21 protein-coding genes are annotated in these 21,414 nt (G+C 69.1%); 7 read left to right on the top strand and 14 right to left on the bottom strand.

Annotated elements, in window-relative coordinates; translation table 11 throughout:
- Positions 1 to 3 precede the first annotated feature (3 nt).
- Positions 4 to 1,233 carry a GNAT family N-acetyltransferase gene (locus tag D472_RS0100825; RefSeq protein ID WP_026117253.1) on the bottom strand — a complete coding sequence of 410 codons (1,230 nt, stop codon included), beginning with the start codon at positions 1,231 to 1,233 and terminating at the stop codon, positions 4 to 6.
- Positions 1,234 to 1,392: 159 nt separating this feature from the next.
- On the opposite strand from D472_RS0100825, the gene D472_RS0100820 reads away from it, so the two are divergent.
- Together D472_RS0100820 and D472_RS0100815 are read left to right on the top strand one after the other, a co-directional pair.
- Entirely contained in the window at positions 1,393 to 2,394 is a 1,002-nt protein-coding gene (locus D472_RS0100820; protein ID WP_026117252.1) for an N-acetylglucosamine kinase, read from the top strand.
- An 82-nt stretch (positions 2,395 to 2,476) separates the two neighbouring features.
- A complete protein-coding gene (locus D472_RS0100815) occupies positions 2,477 to 3,325 on the top strand; it encodes a siderophore-interacting protein (RefSeq protein WP_026117251.1) in 849 nt (282 codons plus the stop codon).
- 50 nt (positions 3,326 to 3,375) lie between these two features.
- Here D472_RS0100815 and D472_RS0100810 read toward each other — a convergent pair whose 3' ends face one another.
- On the bottom strand, positions 3,376 to 4,734 hold the full coding sequence (locus D472_RS0100810) for a dihydrolipoyl dehydrogenase family protein (RefSeq protein ID WP_017602598.1): 1,359 nt from the start codon (positions 4,732 to 4,734) through the stop codon (positions 3,376 to 3,378).
- 211 nt (positions 4,735 to 4,945) lie between these two features.
- On the opposite strand from D472_RS0100810, the gene D472_RS0100805 reads away from it, so the two are divergent.
- On the top strand, positions 4,946 to 5,578 hold the full coding sequence (locus D472_RS0100805; protein ID WP_017602597.1) for a trimeric intracellular cation channel family protein: 633 nt from the start codon (positions 4,946 to 4,948) through the stop codon (positions 5,576 to 5,578).
- A 7-nt stretch (positions 5,579 to 5,585) separates the two neighbouring features.
- Here D472_RS0100805 and D472_RS28915 read toward each other — a convergent pair whose 3' ends face one another.
- Together D472_RS28915 and D472_RS0100795 are read right to left on the bottom strand one after the other, a co-directional pair.
- The gene (locus D472_RS28915) at positions 5,586 to 5,756 is read right to left on the bottom strand and encodes a VOC family protein (RefSeq protein ID WP_239642884.1); all 171 of its coding nucleotides are present in this window, start codon (positions 5,754 to 5,756) and stop codon (positions 5,586 to 5,588) included.
- 358 nt (positions 5,757 to 6,114) lie between these two features.
- Positions 6,115 to 7,053 carry a LysR family transcriptional regulator gene (locus tag D472_RS0100795; protein ID WP_033302848.1) on the bottom strand — a complete coding sequence of 313 codons (939 nt, stop codon included), beginning with the start codon at positions 7,051 to 7,053 and terminating at the stop codon, positions 6,115 to 6,117.
- A gap of 133 nt (positions 7,054 to 7,186) precedes the next feature.
- On the opposite strand from D472_RS0100795, the gene D472_RS0100790 reads away from it, so the two are divergent.
- Complete coding sequence (locus D472_RS0100790) at positions 7,187 to 8,110, top strand: threonine/serine dehydratase (RefSeq protein WP_017602595.1); 924 nt, start codon at positions 7,187 to 7,189, stop codon at positions 8,108 to 8,110.
- A gap of 304 nt (positions 8,111 to 8,414) precedes the next feature.
- Positions 8,415 to 9,086 (top strand): lysophospholipid acyltransferase family protein, encoded by a 672-nt coding sequence (locus D472_RS0100785; RefSeq protein ID WP_017602594.1) that lies wholly within the window; start codon positions 8,415 to 8,417, stop codon positions 9,084 to 9,086.
- Positions 9,087 to 9,130: 44 nt separating this feature from the next.
- On the opposite strand, the gene D472_RS0100780 is transcribed toward D472_RS0100785, so the two are convergent.
- The gene (locus D472_RS0100780; protein WP_017602593.1) at positions 9,131 to 11,287 is read right to left on the bottom strand and encodes an alpha-N-acetylglucosaminidase; all 2,157 of its coding nucleotides are present in this window, start codon (positions 11,285 to 11,287) and stop codon (positions 9,131 to 9,133) included.
- Positions 11,288 to 11,331: 44 nt separating this feature from the next.
- Between D472_RS0100780 and D472_RS0100775 the strand changes: the two genes are divergently transcribed.
- Positions 11,332 to 11,727: a hypothetical protein gene (locus D472_RS0100775; protein WP_017602592.1), complete on the top strand. Its 396-nt coding sequence runs from the start codon at positions 11,332 to 11,334 to the stop codon at positions 11,725 to 11,727.
- Positions 11,728 to 11,761: 34 nt separating this feature from the next.
- On the top strand, positions 11,762 to 12,595 hold the full coding sequence (locus tag D472_RS0100770) for an urea carboxylase-associated family protein (RefSeq protein ID WP_017602591.1): 834 nt from the start codon (positions 11,762 to 11,764) through the stop codon (positions 12,593 to 12,595).
- A 74-nt stretch (positions 12,596 to 12,669) separates the two neighbouring features.
- Here D472_RS0100770 and D472_RS0100765 read toward each other — a convergent pair whose 3' ends face one another.
- From D472_RS0100765 to narH, 9 genes are all read right to left on the bottom strand, one after another.
- On the bottom strand, positions 12,670 to 13,293 hold the full coding sequence (locus D472_RS0100765) for a GNAT family N-acetyltransferase (protein ID WP_017602590.1): 624 nt from the start codon (positions 13,291 to 13,293) through the stop codon (positions 12,670 to 12,672).
- A gap of 116 nt (positions 13,294 to 13,409) precedes the next feature.
- On the bottom strand, positions 13,410 to 14,345 hold the full coding sequence (locus D472_RS0100760) for an aldo/keto reductase (protein WP_017602589.1): 936 nt from the start codon (positions 14,343 to 14,345) through the stop codon (positions 13,410 to 13,412).
- A gap of 86 nt (positions 14,346 to 14,431) precedes the next feature.
- Complete coding sequence (locus D472_RS0100755; RefSeq protein ID WP_026117249.1) at positions 14,432 to 15,028, bottom strand: CueP family metal-binding protein; 597 nt, start codon at positions 15,026 to 15,028, stop codon at positions 14,432 to 14,434.
- A 494-nt stretch (positions 15,029 to 15,522) separates the two neighbouring features.
- Positions 15,523 to 15,954, bottom strand: coding sequence for an HIT family protein (locus D472_RS0100750; protein WP_017602587.1), 432 nt, complete (start codon positions 15,952 to 15,954; stop codon positions 15,523 to 15,525).
- A 188-nt stretch (positions 15,955 to 16,142) separates the two neighbouring features.
- Positions 16,143 to 16,628, bottom strand: a complete 486-nt coding sequence (locus D472_RS0100740) for an NUDIX domain-containing protein (RefSeq protein WP_017602585.1) — start codon at positions 16,626 to 16,628, stop codon at positions 16,143 to 16,145.
- A gap of 642 nt (positions 16,629 to 17,270) precedes the next feature.
- Positions 17,271 to 18,449 (bottom strand): MFS transporter, encoded by a 1,179-nt coding sequence (locus D472_RS0100735; RefSeq protein WP_017602584.1) that lies wholly within the window; start codon positions 18,447 to 18,449, stop codon positions 17,271 to 17,273.
- Positions 18,446 to 19,192 (bottom strand): respiratory nitrate reductase subunit gamma, encoded by a 747-nt coding sequence (narI, locus tag D472_RS0100730; RefSeq protein WP_017602583.1) that lies wholly within the window; start codon positions 19,190 to 19,192, stop codon positions 18,446 to 18,448. The genes D472_RS0100735 and narI overlap by 4 nt, the downstream gene beginning before the upstream one ends.
- On the bottom strand, positions 19,189 to 19,845 hold the full coding sequence (narJ, locus tag D472_RS0100725) for a nitrate reductase molybdenum cofactor assembly chaperone (RefSeq protein ID WP_017602582.1): 657 nt from the start codon (positions 19,843 to 19,845) through the stop codon (positions 19,189 to 19,191). The genes narI and narJ overlap by 4 nt, the downstream gene beginning before the upstream one ends.
- Entirely contained in the window at positions 19,842 to 21,404 is a 1,563-nt protein-coding gene (gene narH / locus D472_RS0100720; RefSeq protein WP_017602581.1) for a nitrate reductase subunit beta, read from the bottom strand. Before narH ends, narJ begins: the two co-directional genes overlap by 4 nt.
- Between the last annotated feature and the right edge of the window lie 10 nt (positions 21,405 to 21,414).

Raw genomic sequence — 21,414 nt, 5'->3', positions numbered from 1 at the left:
CCCTCAAAAGACCATTCCGCAAAAGGCGGCGCGGGGTTGGTGCAGGGCCAGGTCCAGGCGGGCCGCCGCGCCAGGGGTGTGTTCCTGGACGGCCCCGGCCTCGACCAAGGCGGTCAGTGAGCGTTGTCCCAGGTAGGTCGCGCCCAGGTGGACCACGTCCAAGGACAGGTCGGGGGCGGCCTCGGTCCGCCGGCACTCGGCGCCGTCGGTGTCGGCTCGCAGGTGTCGGCGTCCCTGGTTCCAGGGAGCGAACCGGTCCGTGACGGCCAAGGTCACGTCCACGGGGGCGGCGTAGGGGCGTTCGGACAGAGCGCGCGCGACGTCGACCAATCGCACCCGGAGGGAGGTCGCCGGGCTCTCCACCAGGCGATTGCGATCGCTGATGAGATAGAGGAGGGGGTCATCGACCGGTAGGGCCTCGAAGGAGATTCGGGAGACCAGGTCACGGGAGAAGAGGTGCCGGTACAGGGCCACGTGGGCGGCCGGGGCGGTGGCCACGACCTCCTTGACCTTGATCTCGGCGTGGGCGCCGTCCTCGGCCCAACCGTTGACGGAATCGTAGAGGGCGTATCCGAGTGGGCCTTGGGGGCCGGTGACCACGGCGGCCCAGGTCGCACCGGAACGCAAGCGGCGTCCCCACCAGGAGGTGCCGCGTCGGAAGTGGCCGAGCCGGTGGGCCGCAGCGGCCCGGTGCACGTGTTCCAGGGCATCGCGGGCCTGTTCGGAGGGCAGCAATTCCAGGGTCAGGTCGGGATCGTCGTGGGCGTCCTCACCCAGGGTGGCGTAGGGGCCACGGATCCAGGCGGAGAGTTCGAGTGCGGCCGGGCCGTAGCCGTAACGGCCGTAGATGGCGCCTTCGGAGGCCCACATGAGGGCGAGCGGCTCGCCTCGATCGTGGATGTCGGCGAGTTGGCGACGCATCAAGGAGGTGAGCACGCCCCGGCGACGGTGGGTGGGCCACACCCCCACCCCGGTGATCCCGGCGACCGTGCGCGGCCCGCCCGGCATGGTCGTCTCCAGGGTGTAGGCGGCTGCGGTACCGACCATGCGGTCTCCGTCCAACGCCACCAGGATCCGATCGTGTTCGGCGACCGGATGTGCGTTCTCACTCTCCAGTTCCTCGGCGGCGGAGACGATCATGGGTTCGGCGTAGACGTCGACCACCCGAGGGAACTCCTCCGGGGTGACGCCTCGAACAGGCCAATCGGGGTGGGAAACGAATTCAGTGCTCATAGCGGAACTTTCGCAGCGAATCATCGGCCAAGGCCACCGATTTCTCCTTCGAGTTCCCTTCCCGAGGGGTCCGAGCGAGTAAGGCGGCCGGAGGCGGGGCACGCTCTGTTCGTGACGACACGACGAAACCCTCCCCCCTCCCCCGCGCTGGTCGTGGGCGTGGACGCCGGAGGCACCACCACCCGGGCCTTGGTGAGCACACTGAACGGCGAGCGCCTCGGCCAGGCCTGGGCCGCCGGAGCCAACCCCAACACGCATGGACCCGAACGAGCGGGCGAACAACTGACCGAGGCGATCGGCACCGCACTGGACCGGGCCGGTGCCGGAGCCCGCGAAGCCGTGGCGGCGACCGTGATCGGTCTGGCCGGAGTGTCGGGACTACGTGAGGGCTCCGTCCACGCCCGCATGGAACGAGCCCTGGTCAAGGCCGGGTTGACCCCACGAGGAGAGGAGTTCCTCGGGGACGACGTGGTGGCCTTCGCCTCGGGCACCCCCGAACGCGAGGGCACCATCCTCATCGCCGGAACAGGGGCGATCGCCACCCGGATCGAGGACCGGCGTCGTACCCGCTCGGCGGACGGCATGGGGTGGCTGATCGGCGACGAGGGGTCGGCCTTTTGGCTCGGACATCAGGCGGCCCGCGAGACCGCACGACAGTTGGGGCTGGGAGGCGAGCTCAGCCCGTTGGCCCGTTCCATCGCCAAACGGGTCATCCCAGGACAGCGGCCCAACGGCCCCGATCACCGGCCCGAGGAACACGCGCGCGACTTCGCCCGGAAGCTGACCATGGGCGAGCCGATCTCGTTGGCCGAGTTCGCGCCGTTGGTCGGCGACGCCCACGCACAAGGGGATCCCGCCGCCGAGGTGATCGTGAACGCCGCCGCCGGACACCTGGCGCAGTCGGTGCACCAGGTGCGGATTCCGGGTGAGCGGTCACCGGTGGTGCTCGCGGGCGGGGTGCTCATGGGTTCGGCGCCGGTGCGTGCGGCGTTGACCCGCAAGCTGACCCTGGGCACCGGTTCGGCGGTGTCGCGAGCCGGATGCACGGCCGGCGGCGCGGCCTGGCTGGCCGCGTTGCGGGCCGGCGCCGACGAAGGGGACGCCGAATTGCACTCGGTGTTCACCGAGGTCGATCCGGACGAACCCTCGGACTCCATCTGAAGACACCGGTTTGCCCGGTTTAACCGCTGTGTCCTACTGTGTCTCCAGTTAGGGTTACCTAACCTCACAGAGGGGTGATGACGTGGCGAAGCGGCAGGCGCGTCCGAAGAGGGTCGTGCACACCGGCCGGGTCGATCGTGTGGAGCGGCTGACCCCGCACATGATCCGTGTCGTGCTGGGCGGTGAGGGGCTGGCCGCGTTCGAGACCCAGGGCTTCACCGACAGCTACGTGAAGCTACTGTTCCCACCACCGGCACCAGGGGACCCCGAGCCCTACGACATCGAGGCCATCCGCGCCGAACGCCCCCGTTCGGAGTGGCCGGTCACCCGCACCTACACCGTGCGGTACTGGGACCCGCGCACCCGTGAACTGACCATCGACTTCGTCCACCACGGCGACTCCGGTCTGGCCGGGGTCTGGGCCGCGAACGCCCGCCCGGGCGACGGACTACGTTTCCTGGGCCCGGGCGGCGCCTACGCTCCGGCCCCCGAAGCCGACGTGCATCTGTTGGCCGGAGACGAGAGCGCCCTGCCCGCCATCGCCGTCGCTTTGGAGAACCTGCCCGAAGGCGCTCGGGCGCACGCGTTCATCGAGGTGGAGAACGCCGCCGAGGAACAGAAGCTGGCCACGGGCGAGAACGTGCACGTGCGTTGGCTGCACCGCGAGGGCGCCACCGTGGGTTCGATACTGGTGCCGGCCCTGCGGGACTGGGAATCGCCCTCCGGCCACGTGCAGGCCTTCGTGCACGGAGAGGCCGGTTTCGTACGCGAGCTGCGCCGACTGCTGCGCGTGGAGCGAGGCATGGACAAGGAACGCCTGTCCGTCTCGGGTTACTGGCGCCTGGGCCGTGACGACGAGGCCTGGCGGGCCTCCAAGGCGGAGTGGAACAAGAGTGTGGAGGCCGAGGAGGCCGCCGCCCTCCAGGCCTGAGGCCTCGGCGTGGCCCCGGCGGCACCGAACCGTTCCGGGGCCTTGGAGGTTCAGATCTGGAGCTCCTCCAGGGCCACCTGGTAGCCCTCGTTGAAGGTGGGGAACTGCGGAATGGAATCGCGCAGTGCGGCCACCGGCAGACCCATGCGGATGGCGAGCGCCGCGGTGTGGATCCACTCGGCGGCCAACGGCCCGAACGCCCAGGCCCCCACCAGCACCCCCTGGCCTCGGTCGGCCACCAAACCCAGATGCCCGACCGGGTCGGTGGCGTAGGTCCAGGGTCGGGCCAAGGCCTGGGTGAGGTCGACCTCGGCGGTGGTCACGTCCAGGCCCTGTTCACGGGCCTGATCCTCGGTCAGGCCCACGGCGGCGATCTCGGGAAAGGAGAACACCACGCGAGGCACCGCCGTGTAGTCGGCCCTGCTCCGGGTGCCGAGGATGTTGTCGGCCACCACCCGCCCCTGGTACTTGGCCACGTGGGTGAACATGGAACGGGCGGTGACGTCCCCCACCGCCCACAATCCCGGGGCCACTCGACAGTGTTGGTCCACGGGCAGGGCACCCCCGTCGAGTTCGACCCCCAACTCGCCCAGGCCGAGTTCATCACCTCGGGGCCGGCGTCCGGTGGCCAGGACCACCACGTCGGTACGCACCCGGGCACCATCGGACAAGGTGGCCAGGACCCCCTCGCCTCGTCTCTCCACCTTCTCGACCTGGGCATCGGTGCGTACCTCGACACCGGCGGCCTCGAACCTTTCGGTGACCAGTGCGCACAGGCGGGGATCCTCGCGGTCCAGCAAACGGGGGCCGCGCTGCACGATGCTCACCCGGGTTCCCATACCCGCCAAGAACCCGCTCAGTTCGATACCGACCGCGCTACCGCCGATCACCAGGGCGGAGGCCGGGACCTCGGTGAGGGTGGTGGCCTCGCGGTTGGTCCACACCAGACCGGGTCCCAGATCCTCCAGTCCGTCCACGGGCGGGCGCACGGCGCTGGAGCCGGTGGCCACCACCACGTGATCGGCGCTCACTTCGGTCTGTCCCACCGCCACCCGCCAGGGGTCGCGACCCACCACCCTGGCGGCGCCGCGCAGCACCCGTGCGCCTTGTTCTCGGTACCCCTCGACCTGTGCGCTGTCATCCAGGTCGCGGATCATCCGGTCCCGGTGGGCACGCAGGTCCGGCCAGTCCAGGTCGGGACGGGTGGTGCCGGGGGCGTCCGCGGCCTCTTGGCGCGCTTCCGGGCCGCGCAGCAACACCTTGGTGGGGATGCAGGCCCAATAACCGCACTCACCGCCGATGAGTTCACGCTCGATCAACGCGACCCGGCGGCCCGCGGCGAGCATCTTGCCGGCGACGACCTCTCCACCGGGGCCCATCCCGATGACGATCACGTCCAAGTGTTCCATGAGTTCCCGCCCTCGACTCGGTGGCCTGGCTCCGATGGTGGCGGCTCGGGCCGGCCCTGGAGGGGACCGACACGCGCCCCGATCCCGCCGTACCACGGCCCGTGGGGCGCCTCACAGCCCGGACCTGCTGGAATCGGGGCGCTTTCGTGTTCTAATGCTCGTTGGTCACTGGGTTCGAATCGGAGGGAATCGCCGCTTTCGGCGCACACGAATGTCCACGTTCGATGTTCTGCTCATCCTCGACCTGCTCGGTGTGTTCGCCTTCGCCTTGGACGGGGCGCTGACGGCGATCCGTACCGCACGGGTGGACATCGTCGGGGTGATGGTCCTGGGGATGGCGACCGCCCTGGGCGGCGGCATCATCCGAGACGTCCTGCTCGGCGACACCCCGGCCACCTTCCAGGACTGGCGGTATCTGACGACCGCGCTGGCCGGGGGCCTGCTGGCGTTCTTCCTCAACCGTCAACTCACCCATCTGGCCAAACCCATCCTGCTGTTCGACGCCGCCGGACTGAGCCTGTTCGCGGTCATAGGCGCGACCAAGGCCTTGGAGTTCGGATTCGGCCCGCTCCAGGCGGTGTTGCTGGGTGCGACCACGGGGGTGGGCGGCGGCACCATCCGCGACGTGTTGCTCAACCGGGTACCGACGGTGCTCAGCGCCAACTCCCACCTGTACGCCATCCCGGCGATGCTCGGAGCGGGCGTCGTGGTGCTCGGGGACCTGGCCGGGCTCTCGATCTGGGGGGTGGCGGTGGTGGGCGCGTTGGCCTGCTTCGCTATGCGGACCCTGTCCTTGCGGTACCGGTGGAACGCACCGGTACCGCCGGGCGCCCCACCCCTGTGAGGCCCGTTCAGGAGTCCTGCGGAGGCTGGACGATGACCTGCCACAGGTGTCCGTCCAGGTCGGAACAGACACCCGAGTAGCCCCAGGGGTGCTGTTGGGGTTCGCTGATGACCCCGCCTCCTCCCGCTCGGACCCGGTCCATGAGTTCGGCCACGTGGGCCTCGGTGGGCACCGCCATGCTCAGCAGGCACTCATTCGTACCGGGTGGGGCCAGCCGGCGCTCCTCGCCCAGGAGCCAACCGAACCCGCCGGTGGGCACCAGCATGAGCAGGGCCTGGTCGNCCCCCGCCGGTGGGCACCAGCATGAGCAGGGCCTGGTCGTTGAGGCGGAACTGGAGCGGTTCGGGCACGCCGTCCTCGGCGGGTTCACCGATCGGAGCGAACCCGAAGGCATCGCGGTAGAAGACCATCGACTCCCTGCGGTCGGCGATCGGCAGGCTGAGGACGAGGAGTCCGGTGGGTGTCGTCATGGTCGCTCCATTCAACGGTTCGTCGTCGACGTCGTCGTCCATGGGGACTCCGCTGCCGGGCCGAACTCATCGCGTGTGGGCGTCCTGGCCCTCCTTCTTCGCCCCGGGCAGGGAGCGGGCGGCCGTGCGGCGCAAGGTGGCGAGCATGGCCGGAACCGGCTCGGGTGGGCGCCGACGGTACACCGTGTAGATCTCTCGGGCCAGCCTCGTACCACGCAGGGGCCGGCTGACCCGGCCGCCGCCACGGGCGGCGCCCAAGATGGTCTGCGGAATGAGCGCGATGCCCACGCCGGCCTCGATCAAGGCCAAGGCGACCTCGTAGTCGCGGGTCTCATAGGCCACGCTCAGACGTACCCCGGCGGCGGAGGCCGCACTGTCCAGGCTGATCCGATTGTGGATGCCGGGAGCTCCACAGATCCACTCCTGGTCGGCCAGGTCCGCCAGGGACATCTCGGTGTCGGTGATGGGATGGCCCACCGGGGCCACGACCATGAGCGGGTCCACCAGGAGGCGTTCTCGGTGCAGGCCACCGGCGCGGGGCAGCGGCACGCCAGGGTAGCGGTGGGTGATGAGCAGGTCGAGATCTCCGGAGGTGACCAGGCCGTATCCGCCGGGCGGTTCGATGTCGGACAGCGACAGCCGCACGTGGGGGTGCTCGTGGCCGAACACCGCCAGTGCCTCGGGCAGCAGGACCTTGCCGGCGCTGGCGAAGGCACCCAGGGAGAGACGGTCCGGAAGTCGTTCGGCCACCTCGCGCACGGCCGCCTCCGCGTCGCGCAATTCCCCCAGCACTCGCTCACCGTGTTCGAGCAGGACCCGTCCCGCCTCGGTGAGGGTGGCGCCGGTGCGGCCACGCTCGACCAGTCGGCAGCCGACCTCGTGTTCGAGCTTGGTGAGTTGCTGGGACAGGGCGGGCGGGGTGAAGGAGAGCCGTTCGGCGGCGGCCGCGATCGACCCGGCGTGCGCGATCTCCACCAGAACCCTCACTCGGTTGGCGTCCAACAACCGCCTCTCCCCCTTCCCCGATCGCCACAGGACCGGAAACAGGTCCCGGAACAAAGAATGACACAAAGTTCTGCTTAATGATCTTTAGCAAGATCGACTTTAAGTTAATCGCCGGTAGCGACAGAGTGGAACCATGAGCACCACCACCGCACCCGCAGTGCCCACGGCCACCGACGTCCGTGCCGCCGCAGAACGCATCACCCCGCACATCCGCCGCACCCCGGTGCTGCGCACCGAACTGGATGGGCGACCCCTCACCCTGAAACTGGAGTACCTCCAGCGCACGGGCGCGTTCAAGCTACGCGGGGCGCTGAACGCGCTGTTGGGCGCCGAGCCCACCGATCGGGTCATCACCGCCTCCGGCGGCAACCACGGGTTGGGAGTGGCCACGGCCGCCAAGATCCTGGGAGTGCGGGCAACGGTGTACGTACCCGAGACGGTGCCCCAGGCCAAGGCGGCACCGTTGGAGGCCACCGGGGCCGAGATCGTCCGAGTGGGCGAACACTACGCGATGGCCGCCGAGGCCGCCCGTGAACAGGCCGACTCCGAAGGGGTGCGTTACCTGCACGCCTTCGACGACGCCCTGGTGGTCGCCGGACAGGGGACCATCGGCCTGGAGGTGGCCACCGACGCCCCCGAATGCGAGAGCATCGTCGTGGCCGTGGGCGGTGGCGGACTGGCCGCCGGGGTGCGGCTGGGCGCGGAGGGCAGACGCGTGGTGGGGGTGGAACCGCAGGGCTGCCAGAGCATGCACGCGGCGATGGCCGCGGGGCACCCGGTCACCACCCCGGTGGAATCGCTCGCCTCCTCCGCCTTGGGCGCGGCGACCCTGGGACGGGTGCCCTTCGAGGTGCTTCGCACTCACCCGGTGACCCCGGCCCTGGTCTCGGACGCCGAGATCATCGGCGCCCAGGCCCGGTTGTGGGAGGAGTTCCGGATCGCCACCGAACCGGCGGCCGCGGTGCCCTTCGCCGCCTGGCTGGCCGGGCGTGTGCCCGGCCAGAACCCGTGTCTGGTGGTGTGCGGAGCCAACGCCGACTGGCGTCCGTCGAACTGAACCACCTCCTCACCACCAGGGTGGTCCGCGCTTCTTCGGGTTCGCGACCCATCGGCGACGTCGCGGGCCCTGACGTGACACACGTGCTCCGAAGGACGCCGTGTGACCCCCAGACGGAAAGGATCGATGCGGGGAGCGGCTCGCGCGAGGACCGAACCGCCCCCTTCCCGCACACCCCCGTTCTCGGCCGTCCCGCCCTCGCCGGGTGAGGTATCACACTCTCCCTGGCTCGGACCATGTATTACTCACCGGTCACCCTTACATTGGTGGCGGCCCTCCACCCTCCACCAGCCTGGGAGAACACGTGCTCTACGGTGCGTTGCGGCAGACCGCGTCGGTCCTCGCCCGGACCCTGTGCCGCCCGACCATCGAGGGCCGTGAGAACGTCCCCGCCGACGGGCCCGTCATCTTGGCAGGCAACCACCTGTCCTTCGTGGACAGCGTCGTCATCCCCCTTGCGGTGACCCACCGCCCGGTCCGGTTCCTGGCCAAGTCCGACTACTTCGAGACGCCCGGTGTCAAGGGCCACGTCACCAAGACGATGTTCAGCGCCCTGGGCGCCATGCCGGTACGTCGTGGCAGCGGTCGCGACGCCATGCTGTCGCTGGAGATGATGCTGGAGCGCCTCAACGAGGGCGAGGCCTGCGTGGTCTACCCCGAGGGCACCCGTTCACGGGACGGGCGCCTGTACCGGGGGCGCACCGGCGTGGCCCACCTGGCACTGGAGTCCAAGGCCCTGGTGGTACCGGTCGGCCTCAGCGGCACCCAGAACGTTCAGCCCATCGGCGCGAACGTGCCGCGCCCCCGCCCCTTCACCGTGCGTTTCGGTGAACCGTTGGACTTCTCCACCGGCTTCGACCACCTGACCCCGGCCAAGGCACGTCGGGCCATCACCGACCGGATCATGGAGGCGATCGGCGACCTGACCGGCCAAGAACGCGCCGGAACCTACAACGACCACCGGGCCGGGGAGTGAGACCCACACCCTTTCACCCGGTCGAAAGCGAACGCGGCGCCCGCTCACGGGCTTTCGGTGCCCGCGTAGCGCTCCAGCAGGTGACGGGAACGGACCAAAGTGCTCTCGGTGGGGGGCGGGGTGTACGCCAGGCCCCGCCGGAGAAAACGTTCACTGTGCTCGTTGAGCCGGTACTCCAACCGCACGGCCGCGCCTTCGGGGTCGGTCAACGCTTCGGACAGGCCTGTCCCCCAGGACTCCCAACGTGACCGGTAGTAGTCACCGACCAACCCCGACCACAGGCGGGCGGCGTAGTCGTCCAGGCGCAGGTTGTCCAGAGTGATCCAGACGGTGAGGACGCGGCGAGCGTTGTCGGCCAGGACCCGATGATCCTCGGTACTGGTGGCCCATGAGGTGGCCTTGGCCTCCCAGCCCCGATAGCGGTACTCGGGGCGGGTGTCCAACAGGGCGTCCAGGTCGTCGAACACCTCCAGGAAGCGAGCCACCCGCTGTTCGGGCACCGTTCGATGCCGGTTCAGGTGCTCGACGATCTCCAGGTAGCGATGGTCGGCCACGCGGGCCAACACGGCCGTGGCCACATCCGCCAAGTCGTGTCCCAGGGGCCCATCGGCGAGGGCGGGGGCGGCCTCGGCCGCCTCGACCAGACGTTCCCAGGCACGCAGCAGCCGCGACCAGGGATACCAGACCAGTCCGGTGACCTGTTCCCGGAGCCGGGTCGGATCCTCCAGGTCCCGGTAGTGGGGACGCAGGGACAGCACACCGTTGAACCGTTCGGGGGCAACACGCACACCCGAGGCCCCCAGGACGGTGTCCAAGAGCCCACGCCGGCCGGCCGGCGACTCGGGGTTCTGACCGGTTCCGTAGCGTTGCCGGACGAAGTCGGGCAACCAGTCCTGGGCCACGTCCTCGGTGCGCGTCCAGGCCTGGTCCATGATCAGTTCGAAGAAGGCGGGGTTGTTTCCGGTGGCCTCCATGGCCAGGCCGACGCCGGTGGGCGGATGGGCGGTGTCCTTGGCCATGGCCAGGCGGTCCACGGCGTCTTGGAGGCCGGCGATCGATTCACTGCGGCCTCCACAATCGAGCAACGCGCCCCAGGTCCGCGGGATACCGCCGAAGGCTTCCAAACGGGACCACTGGGGATCGTGTTCGCTCCACAGGTCCAGCAGGTGCAGGCGTTCGTCGGGGATGGCGTCCAGGAAGGCACTGACGCGTTCGGGGCTCCAAAAGTCGCTCTGATGGGAGAAGGGCCGGGTCCGCATCACCCACACCGCGCGGGGGTCGGCCCGGGTCAGCCCGTCCAGGGTGGCGCGTGCGACGACGCCGGGAAAAGAGGGGTCGGCCTCGACCGGAAACATCTCGATGAAGGGGTCGATGGCGTAGAGGTGGTCGGTGCCCTCCCACAGTTCCTGTTGGGTGCGAACGATCGTGGCACAGATCCGCGCGTAGAGGGGATCGGTGGGATCCAGGACGTGGGTGACCAACCCGTGCCGGCCACGGGGCCGGGTACGGCCAGGAGCGAGGGCCGGTAGAACGTGGCCGATGAAGCCGGGCAGGACCGGCCTCATCCCCAGGGAACGCTGGCGTCCCAGGACCCGGCGACCCAGGTCACGGTGGGTGTGGACCCAGGAGGAGGGCATCGGCCCGGCGAAGTGGTCCAGGCGTCCCATGAATTGCCAGGGCAGGTAGCCGGGGCCGCCGAGGAAGGCGCGCGCCTGGGATTCGGTCAACCCCAGCCGAACGTAGGCCTCGTACAGGACGGCCTCATGACCCACCACGGTCAGAGGCGTGGTGACGCCGTGCAACGCCATCCAGTCGATCTCCCGCTCCCAGTCGTCCCAGCCCCAGTAGGCCGCCGTGTGACCGGTGGCGCAGAAGTCGAGGTAGTAGGCCTGGTCGGTCTCGGCGGTGCCATGGGTGGGCGGGGCATCGGGCAGGGTGGTGATCGAGAACGGCAGATGGGCGTCCCGGGTGACGGCGCGGCCGCACACACGCCGTAGGTAGGTGTGCAGCCCCACGGAGGCCGCCACGGCGTCGGTCGCCTCGATCGTGAGTACTCCCCCATCGGCGTGGTAGGTGAAGCGACGCGGTGCGCCCTGGTATTCACCAAAGACGATCCGGCGGTGGGCGGGACCGACCACGCGGCGGCCCAGAGCGGCGACCTGCGTACTCCATCCGGGCGGGTCCTGGGTTGCGGCGGCCATCGGATCGCTCCCCTTTGTAGGACGTTGACGGACTTGCCTGCGGTATGTCTTCCTTCCCCACCCTGGTGGAGGAGACTCCGACACGGACGTCCCGTGTTCGCGCCGACACCGATCGGCTCCGAACCGGTTTCGCCTTCGGCGTGCCCGAACGTCACCGGCGCGGTCCGATCCCGATCGCTCGACGATCCGCGAAGGAGGCCAGGCCCTCCGAGAAGACGCCCGGCATCGCCCGGCAGGCCCCGGGAGCGATGCGCTCACTCGTTCCCGGTGGCCCCGGACTCGACCTGGAACCGCACGTCGAGGCCTACGGGCGGCGAGAATCCCTCCCCGAACCGAACCTGGGCGCCATCGCACCCATCGTGGTGGTCTACCCGATGTTCCGACGCGGCCTCGTGAACGGTCCGGCCCAGGAGGCGGTGAAGGCGTGGGGGAAGGGGTAGGAGTTTTGCGCACACGAGTGGAAACGAGGAATCCATGGGTTCACCCGAGGCCGCGTACCGGGCCACCGCGGGCGGCGCGCTCGACGTCGACACCGCTTTCTACGACCGGTTGGCGGAGCGCACCGAGAAGCGTTCCCTGACGGAAAGATTCGTGATTCCGATCCGCTCGGGGCGGGCCTGGAAGGTACCCGCCGGGCACCTGTTCCGAATCGTGGCACCCGAGGGACCCCAGGTGGGCGACCTCAACATCTGGAATCTGCACAACCCCCGGGAACGAATGTGGGCCTCACGGACCCGCCAGTTGCAGAGCGCCCACGTGTCCCGGCACGACCGGCTCTGGTCCACGTTGCCCTATCTGCGGCCCTTGGTCACCATCACCGCCGACAGCCTGGACTGGTACGGCGTCGACGCCGAGGGCGGGCGTGTGCACGACCTGTTGGGGACACGCTGTGATCCCTACGTGAACCGGATGCTGACCGGTGAGGACTTCGATCTGCACTGTCACTCGAACCTGACCCGGGCGGTGCTGCCGCACGGGCTGACCGAGTTCGACGTGCACGACGTACTCAACGTCTTCCAATGCACCGGACTCAACGACCAGGACCGATACTTCATGAAGACCTCGCCCGCCCGCCCCGGGGACTTCCTGGAGTTCTTCGCCGAACAGGACCTGCTGTGCGCCCTGTCGACCTGCCCGGGAGGCGACCTGTCGCTACCGTTGTGGGGGCCCGACGCTCGCGACCCGATCGAGGTGTGCCGTCCCTTGGCGGTGGAGGTGCAGCGGCCCGATCCGGAATTGCTGGAGGGGTGGACCGTACCCGAGCCCGCCGCCTACGGGAACGCGCACGGCCTGCGTTTGCGGGGTTGACACGTCGAAGTCGAGGAGCCGGGGCGAGGAGCCGCGTGCGGTAGCCCACCGGCGGTCCCACGCACGCTTCCCGGTCACGATGCCCCCGGCTCGCGCAGCATGGTGTGCAGAACCGGCCCGTGTGGCATGGGGACCTCGGCCAGGACACGGAACCCGAAACGCTCATAGAACGGCAGGTTCGTCGCGCTGCTCGACTCCAGGAAAACGGGTGTGCCATGCGCGTCGGCCCACTCCAGCCCATGACGCAACAGGCCCGAACCGGCGCCGACACCACGCACGTCGGGATCGGTGCCCAGCTCCGCGAGATACCAGTGAGGAGTCCGGGGCGTGTGCTCGGCCAGACGCGCCAAACCTTGGAACACCACGGGCAGCCGGTCGATCCCGAAGAGCTCGACCAGGTGTGGGAGGGAACGCAGGGCGCCCGGGCCCGTGGAGAGGCCGGGGCGACCCCACAGAGCTGCGCCCACCACCCGGCCCTCCAGTACGGCCACGTCCACCCGCCCGTACGGCAGGTACTCGAACCCGGCCTCGATCGCGTAGAGCCGACGCGCCCGACGCGCGCGCCCTTGGGGGAACATCCACGCCACGAACGGATCCTCGACGAAGGCCCGAGCCAGGACCCCCGAGACCGCCGCCATGTCCCGGCGGCCGGCCGCACGTATCGCGACCCCGTCACGTCGTTCCCGCGCGCGTCCCATGACTCCCCTTCCATGCGCCGTCCAGACGGCACGGTACCCCGCCCCGAACCCTTGCTCGCAGATCCGACCCGCGCCGTTCCCGTTGGCGGAACTCGCGAAGGTCCGAACCGCCGCGTTCAGGGCACGCGGTGGCCGGCGGCACGGGTCAATTCGTACCATTCGGGGCGGGTCAGGGTCAGATCCGAGCCCTGGGCGGCACCACTCACCCGTTCGGGGGTGGTGGTGCCCAGCACGACCTGCATACGGGCGGGGTGTCGGGTGATCCACGCCGTGGCCACGGCGATGGGCGGCACGTCGTACCGTGCGGCCAAGCGGTCGATGACCGCGTTGAGTTCGGCGTACTCGGGAGAGCCCAGGAAAACGCCGTTGAAGAAGCCCGCCTGGAACGGCGACCACGCCTGCACGGTGATGTCGTGCGAACGGGCGTGGTCGAGAACGCCTCCCCCATCCAGGGTGGCCGACTGTGGTTCGCCCAGCATGTTCGAGGCCAGCCCCTGGGTGATGATGGGGGCATGGGTGATCGACAGCTGGAGCTGGTTCACCACGATGGGTTGCCGCACGTGGCGACGCAACAGGTCGACCTGGCGGGGTGTGTGGTTGGAGACCCCGAACGCGCGTACCTTGCCGGTCGACTCCAGGTGGTCGAAGGCCCGGGCGACCTCTTCGGGTTCCACGAGCGCGTCGGGCCGGTGTAGCAACAGGATGTCCACGCGGTCGGTGTTCAGTGCGCGCAAGGAGCCCTCGACCGAGGCGACGATGTGGTCGTAGGAATGGTCGAAGTAGGGCCCCTCAGGGACGATGCCCGCCTTGGTCTGGATGGTGAGGGCGTCGCGTTCGGCCGGGGTCAACCGCATCGCCTCGGCGAAGCGACGTTCACAGGCGTGGAGGGTGGGCCCGTAGATGTCGGCGTGGTCCACGAAGTCGATACCGGCTTCGCGTGCGGTGCGCACCAGGGCGCGGATCTGCTCGTCGCTCTTGTCGGCGATGCGCATCAGGCCGAGCACGACGTCGGGAACGGTGATGTCCGTCCCGGGCAGGGTGAACGTCTTCACGTGGGGTCCTTTCCGATCGGACGCTCACGGTAGAGACGCCCGCCGGCAAAGTCCACCACAAAAAGACGAGGCCCCGCGTGTGGGGCTCAGGTCAGCGCGAGCGTGGTCAAACAGGTGGGGTCGTCCTCGCCGGTGGAGATCCGCGTGCTCGCGGTTCGGCCCTGGTGTTCGACGGTGATGGTCGCGTCGATGTCGCTGGGCAGCCAGTATCCGACGAACCCGTTGTCGAAGGTGGAGGCGGTCTCCTGCACCAGCACCGTGTCGTCGGTGTCGTCGGTGATCGTCACGGTGACCTCCTCACCTCGTAGTTCACCCAGGCACGTGGTGAGGCTGTGGTGGAAGCAATCGTGGGTCTGATCCACGTACGGGGCCATGGAGAGGTAGAACAAGTCCTCGGGCAGGTCGAGTTCGACCTCTTCGCCCCCGGTTCCGCCGGAGAGCACCAGTGATCCGGGGCGTACCGAGGCGATGAGGTCGGTGGGGCGCTCCGCCAGGGGCAGGAGGTCGAGGTGGTCGACGATCTCCTCGGCGTCGAGGCCGTCGAGGCCGTGCTCGACCAACAGGTCCCGTCCTTGCTCGGAGGCGGCCTCGCTCGCGGTGGTGCTCTCTTCCACCTCGGAGGCGCCGCAGGCGGTGAGCGCGAGCGCCACAGCGGCGAGCGTGGCCGCAGCCCTGTACCTCATGTTCGGGTCCTGTCCGGTCGCGTGTCATCGAACCAGGCCAGCCTATACCCACCCCGGGTACCCTGAGGGGTGGTACGGCTGGACTCGGACCGAACGTCTCAGGGGTCGACGACCTTCATCCCCAAAAGGCGCAGAAAGCCCCTTCCCTCTTGGCGGCCCGTCTGGCCTACCACACCACCACGATCGCCGACGAGTCTGAGATCCAGGCGACCATGGCCGTGGTATCCCCACGTGCGTGGGGCTCACGGGACGTCCATCACCTCGCCGGCGCTGGCCACCGGTCCATCCCCACGTGCGTGGGGCTCACAGTTAATGACCTGCGACAACACAGGGTGTTACCTCTGCGTTATATTCGGTTCAGCTCCAAGAGCTGTCCGGGACCACACCTTCAACTCCGCCATGGTCCCACAGGCGGGCCCCGAAAAGGGCCTCGTATGGGGACGGCCGGGCAAGCGAAGGAGACCGGAACCTGCGCGCGTTCGACAGGGCCTGGTTCAGGCTCTGGGCGGTACGGCGTGAGGAAAGCCCAACTCCTGGAGCGCGTTGCGCAAACGCTCGGCCGCCGTCTCCAGGACGCCCCGATCCTCCTCCACCTCCACCGTGGTGAAGTCGAAGTCGGACAAATCCCAGGCCGGGGCCACGTGGACGTGCATGTGAGGTACCTCGAAACCGGCGATCACCAACCCGGCGCGCGGTGCGTCCCAGGCCGCGCGCACACCCTGACCGATCGCCTGGGCCACCTCCATGCACCTGGTCAAGAGGGCGGGCTCGATATCGGTCCAACGATCGACCTCGGCCCGGGGAACGACCAGGGTGTGCCCTGGTCGAAGCGGGGCTATGGACAGGAAGGCCACGACCTCGGGATCCTCCCAAACGAAGTGTCCGGGAAGGTCACCGGCGATGATCTTCGAGAACAGGGTCGGCATGGGGATGGCCCTTCTTCTGGCGGATGTCGTGTTCGAGGTTCTACCAAGGACGTCGGTCGATCACTCGAATCCGGTCCCGGATTCATCGCCCAACGAGGTGGGACGCCATCGCCGGTGGTTCGCCGCCCCAGGGGGTGGTCCGCCCCTCGCCGAATCGGGGTGGCCCCCCTTCTTCGAAGCCGTCCGGTTCACCGGGCGGTGAGCGTGCCCGAAACGACCGCGCCGTTCTCCAGGTAGAGCGTCGTTCCCTCCCGACGCGCGTGGTCGGCCTGAAGGATCCTGCGGGCGAGCCGGGGGATCGTCACCGACTCGATCGAGGCCACGTCGTGGAACTCGTAGCCGGCCAACTCGGCCTCTTCGAGCACGATCCGATCCGACCATCGCCCGTCGAGCACTCCTCCGTCGAAGACGAACCGTTGGTCGTCCCGCTCGGGGCCGGGCAACCAATCGGTGACCAGCAGGCGCCCGATAGGCGGGGTGATCCCCAGTTCCTCCTGGACCTCTCGTACCGCGCCCCGTAGCGGGGTCTCCCCATGTTCGACGTAGCCGCCGGGAAGGTCCAGGTAGTCCTTGTAGGTGGGCACGACCATCATCACGCGACCTTGGTGGTCGTAGAACAGCACGCCTGCCGCGACCCAGGGGCGGACGAAGGATTCGGTGGGATCTGTGGCCATGTCCCGACCCTAGCGATCTTCGAGCGAGGCCGCCCTTGCCCACGGTCCTTCTTCGACGGGCATCCTCCGTGCGTTCACGGGCGCCCTCGAACGGAAGAGCCGGATCCGTAACCTGAAGGAGTCGCGCCGAAGGACGCTACGAGGAGGTGTCGGTGATGGGTCTGTCGACCCGGCCGCCCGCCCGGAGGTTCCAAGGTCACGGGCGGCGGGTTCCGGAAGGAACGAGATGTCCCGTACGGACAAGACCGACCCGCTGTGGGTGCGCTTGCGCGACCACCACCCGATAGCGGCACACGACCACACCCGGGGAGCCCGTGACCTGCCGCCCGGCCCGACCCGCGAGGATCCCACGACCCGCTGTCGTTGGGAGAGCCCCGAGGCCGTGCTTTTTCGTCACGGCCGCTGCTCCGGGTGTCGAAGGCGCGGATGCGCCGCCCGGTGGCGGAAATACACCAGGCCCGTGAATCATAGGCGCCGTCACCGCGACCGGCTCCTGGCGCTCCGCTGGGCGCGCGAAGCCGGCTCCCGTTGGACCGGTGGGGCTCCCATGGCCTTGGTTCCATGGGAGCGTCCTCGTCCTCCACCCGCCCATGGCGCCGGGCGGCGGGCCCAGGGCGGTGGTCGCCACCGCCCTGGGGCGCTTCACGTCGTCCGTACCACGGGCCGGTCCCTGAAGGCGACCGCGGTGTACAGGGCCGTCCCCAGCGCCACCGCCGCCAGCAGTACGAACCCGAGGGTGTAGGCCCCACTGGCCTGGAACACCACGCCCATGACCAGCGGCGGGAAGTACCCGCCCAGACCACCGGCGGCACCCACCAGGCCGGTCACCGTACCGACCCGGGCCGGCTCCACCAACTGCGCCACCAAGGCGAACACACCACCGGTGCCCAGCCCGAGGAAGGTCGCCATGAGCACGAACACCGTTCCGGCGGGCAGCTCCGTGGGGGGCTGGAAGACCAGCGCGACCGCCATGAGCGTGGTCCCCACGAAGGACACCAGGCACACCCGGGCCGGGCCGATCTTGTCGGAGAGGATGCCTCCGGCCGGGCGGGCGACCACGGCCACCAGGGCGAACCCGGCGGCACGCAGACCCGCCTCGGTCTGCGCGAACCCGTAGGCGTTGTGCAGCAGGGTCGGTAGGTAGGTCGCGAACGCCACGAACCCACCGAAGGCCACCGCGTACAGCAGGATGTTCTGCCAGGTCGCCCGTAGTCCCAGGGCCCCGCGCAGGCGGGGCGTGAGCGGGTCGGTGGTGGGTTCCCACCCCGGCGGGTTACGGCACACCACGAGCACGAGCACGCCCATGAGGACGAGCGCCAGGGCCATGAGCACGTGCGTCCACACCAGCCCGAGGGCACCGGCCAGGTACGGGGTGAAGAACGCCGACAGCGCCGTGCCTCCCATACCCGCACCGAACACACCGGTGGCGAAGCCGCGCCGCTCGGGGCCGTGCCAGCGACTGACGAACGGCACACCCACGGCGAAGGAGGTTCCCGCGATACCCAGGAAGAACCCCAGCACCAACAGCAGTGGGAAGGAGTTCCCGACGAAACCGAGCAGCAGCACCGGCACCACCGAGACGAAACTGACCGCGGCCATCATCGCCCGACCGCCGTAGCGGTCGGTCAGTGCCCCCACGGGGATCCGCCCGACCGCCCCGATGAGCACGGGGAAGGCGATGAGCAGGGAGGTCTGGGTCGGGCTCAGGTCCAGGCGTTGGGCGTACTCCGGTGCCAGGGGGGCGATCAGGTTCCACGCCCAGAACATGAGCGTGAAGGCCGCCGTGGCCAGGACGAGGTTGGTTCTGGCTCCGCTGTTCATGGCAGCCGGCTCCCGTCCTCCACGTTCTCCCAACCGCGACGACCGCGACGTTCACCCATGCGGGTGTCGCGTGAGCGGTACAGCACGTAGGGCCGCCACAGGTAGGCGATCGGGACGCTGAACACGTGCACCAGCCGGGTGAACGGCCACAGCGCGAACAGCGCGAGGGAGGCCAGGGTGTGCGCCTGGAAGGTGAGCGGGGCCGCGGCCATCAGGTCCGGACGCGGGTTCATAAAGAACAGTCCTCGGAACCAGATCGACACCCCCTCCCGATAGTCGTAGTGACCGATGACGTTGCCGACGATGGTGTTGGCCATCCCGGTGACGACCACCAGGCCGAGCCCGACGTACATGAGCTTGTCCATCCGGCTGGTGGCGCGGAAGACCGGCCCGACCAGGCGCCGGCGCATGATGAGCAGGATGAGTCCCACGACCACCGCGATACCCGCGACCGCGCCCAGACCGACCGCCATGAGGTGGTACGCGTCGTCGGTGATCCCCACGGCCGCGGTCCACTCCTTGGGGATGAGCAGGCCGACGACGTGTCCGACGATGACCGCGAGGATGCCGAAGTGGAACAGGGGGCTGCCCCAGCGCAGGAGTCGGCTCTCGTAGATCTGGGTGGACAGGGTCGTCCAACCGAACTTGTCGTAGCGGTAGCGCCAGTAGTGGCCGACGAGGAAGACCGCCATGGCGACGTAGGGGGTGATGACCCACGACACCGTTTCGAGTGCGGTGCTCACGAGTGCACGCTCCTGGTTTCCGGAGGCGGGAAGGGGGCGAGACCGACCTCCTCGGCCGGTGGTCCCTCGGCCACGAGCCGGGAGACCGTGTCGTTGAGGCGGTCGCTCTTGGGCGGCAGGGTGGCGTTGATCGCGCTGACGGCGCCCAGGTAGGGCGAGTCCGCGTCGCGCAGGGCCAGGCACAGCAGTTCCAGTCCGGCCCGGTAGCGGTTCAGCAGACGTGTTCCGCTGTCGGGGTCGACCGTGGCGGCGAACTCCAGGACCACGCACAGGTGGTCGGGGAGTTCGTCCTCGTCGAGGAGGAAACCGGCCCTGCGGTAGGCGTTGGAGAACGCGAGCAGTGCCGCGCCGCGGTTACGGGTGTCCCCGTGGGCGTAGTAGGTCAGGTGCAGGCAGGAACGCCGGCGCAGGTCGAAGGTCTCGACGTAGCGTTCGGCGAGTTCGGGTGGCGGTGTCGATTCGAGCCACTCGATGAGCCCGAGCAGGTCCGCGCGCGGCGGATCGGGCAGCTCCTCGGCCGCTTCTCTCAGCATCGGCAGGTCGGCCAGGAGTCGCTCGTCGGGGTGGGCCAGCAGCAGGGCGGCCAGCCGGTGGGTCAGGGCCCGTTGTCGCTCGGTGATGGGGTGGCGCCTGAGGGCTTTGAACAGGCTCACGTGCCCTCCCCCGAGCGGCGGATCCCAGGCATCGGCAGCCAGACCTCGCCGCCCGTGGACGGGCCGCCCTTGTCCGGTCCACCGGCCCCGGGGCCGCCCATGCCGGGCCCGCCCTCGGTGTCCAGGGCGCACCCGGTGGCGAAGGCCTCCAGGGAGTGCGCCTGTTCGGTGTGGGCGGGCGGGATCACGTAGCGGTCCTCGTACTTGGCCAGGGCCAGCAGTCGGTACATCTCGTACACGCTCTCGCCGTCCATGCCCACGGCCCGGGGGATCTTCTCGTCGGTGTCGCGCCCCAGGTTGATGTCGCGCATGTACGAACGCATCGCCGCCAGCCGGCGCAGTGAGTCGGTGACGGGTCCGGTGTCTCCTGCGGTGAAGAGTTCGGCGAGGTATTCGATGGGGATGCGCAGGCTTTCGATGGCCGCGAAGAGGTTGTCGCGGTCCTCGGCGTCCTGGCCGGTCTCGGAGACGGCGTCCACGACCGGGGACAGTGGTGGGATGTACCAGACCATCGGCATGGTGCGGTACTCCGGGTGCAGGGGCAGCGCCAGCCGGTACTCGTTGATGAGCGAGTAGATGGGTGAACGTTGGGCCGCCTCGATCCAGTCCCGAGGGATGCCCTCCTTCTCGGCGGCGCGGACCACCTCCGGGTCGCTCGGGTCCAGGATCAGTGCGCGTTGGGCCTCCAGGAGGTCATGGTCGTTCTCCACGGAGGCGGCGGGCAGCACCGCGTCCACGTCGTAGAACACCAGGCCCAGGTAGCGCAGTCGACCCACGCACGTCTCGGCGCACACGGTGGGCTGACCGACCTCGATGCGGGGATAGCAGAACGTACATTTCTCGGCCTTGCCGGTGCGGTGGTTGAAGTAGATCTTCTTGTACGGGCAGGCGGTCACGCACTTGCGCCAGCCTCGGCAGCGATCCTGGTCGACGAGTACGATGCCGTCCTCACTGCGCTTGTAGATCGCCCCGGCGGGGCAGGCGGCGGCGCAGGAGGGGTTGAGGCAGTGCTCGCAGATGCGCGGCAGGTAGAACATGAACGACTGCTCGAACTCGAGCTTGACCTTGTCGGAGACCTTGCGCAGGACGGGGTCGTCCTCGGCGAGTTCGGGGCCGCCGGCGAGGTTGTCGTCCCAGTTGGCGCTCCATTGGATGGCCATGTCCCGGCCGCTGATGAGGGATTTGGGGCGGGCGACCGGGGTGTGCTCTTGCAGGGGTGCGTTGGTGAGCGTCTGGTAGTCGTAGGTCCAGGGCTCGTAGTAGTCGTCGATGCCGGGCATCGTCGGGTTGGCGAAGATCGTGGCGAGGTTCTTCAGCCGGCCACCCGAACGCAGCGCCAGGCGCCCGTTCGTCTTGCGGGTCCACCCGCCCTTCCACCGGTGCTGATCCTCGTAGGTGCGGGGGTAGCCCTGGCCGGGCCGGGTCTCGACGTTGTTGAACCACACGTACTCCATGCCGGCACGGTTGGTCCAGGTCTGTTTACAGGTGACCGAACAGGTGTGACACCCGATGCACTTGTCGAGGTTCATCACCATGGCCATCTGCGCCATCAACTTCATTTACGCTCCT

The sequence above is a fragment of the Nocardiopsis alkaliphila YIM 80379 genome (genome assembly GCF_000341005.1).
Taxonomy (GTDB): domain Bacteria; phylum Actinomycetota; class Actinomycetes; order Streptosporangiales; family Streptosporangiaceae; genus Nocardiopsis; species Nocardiopsis alkaliphila.
This window is presented reverse-complemented; position numbering and strand designations above follow the sequence as displayed.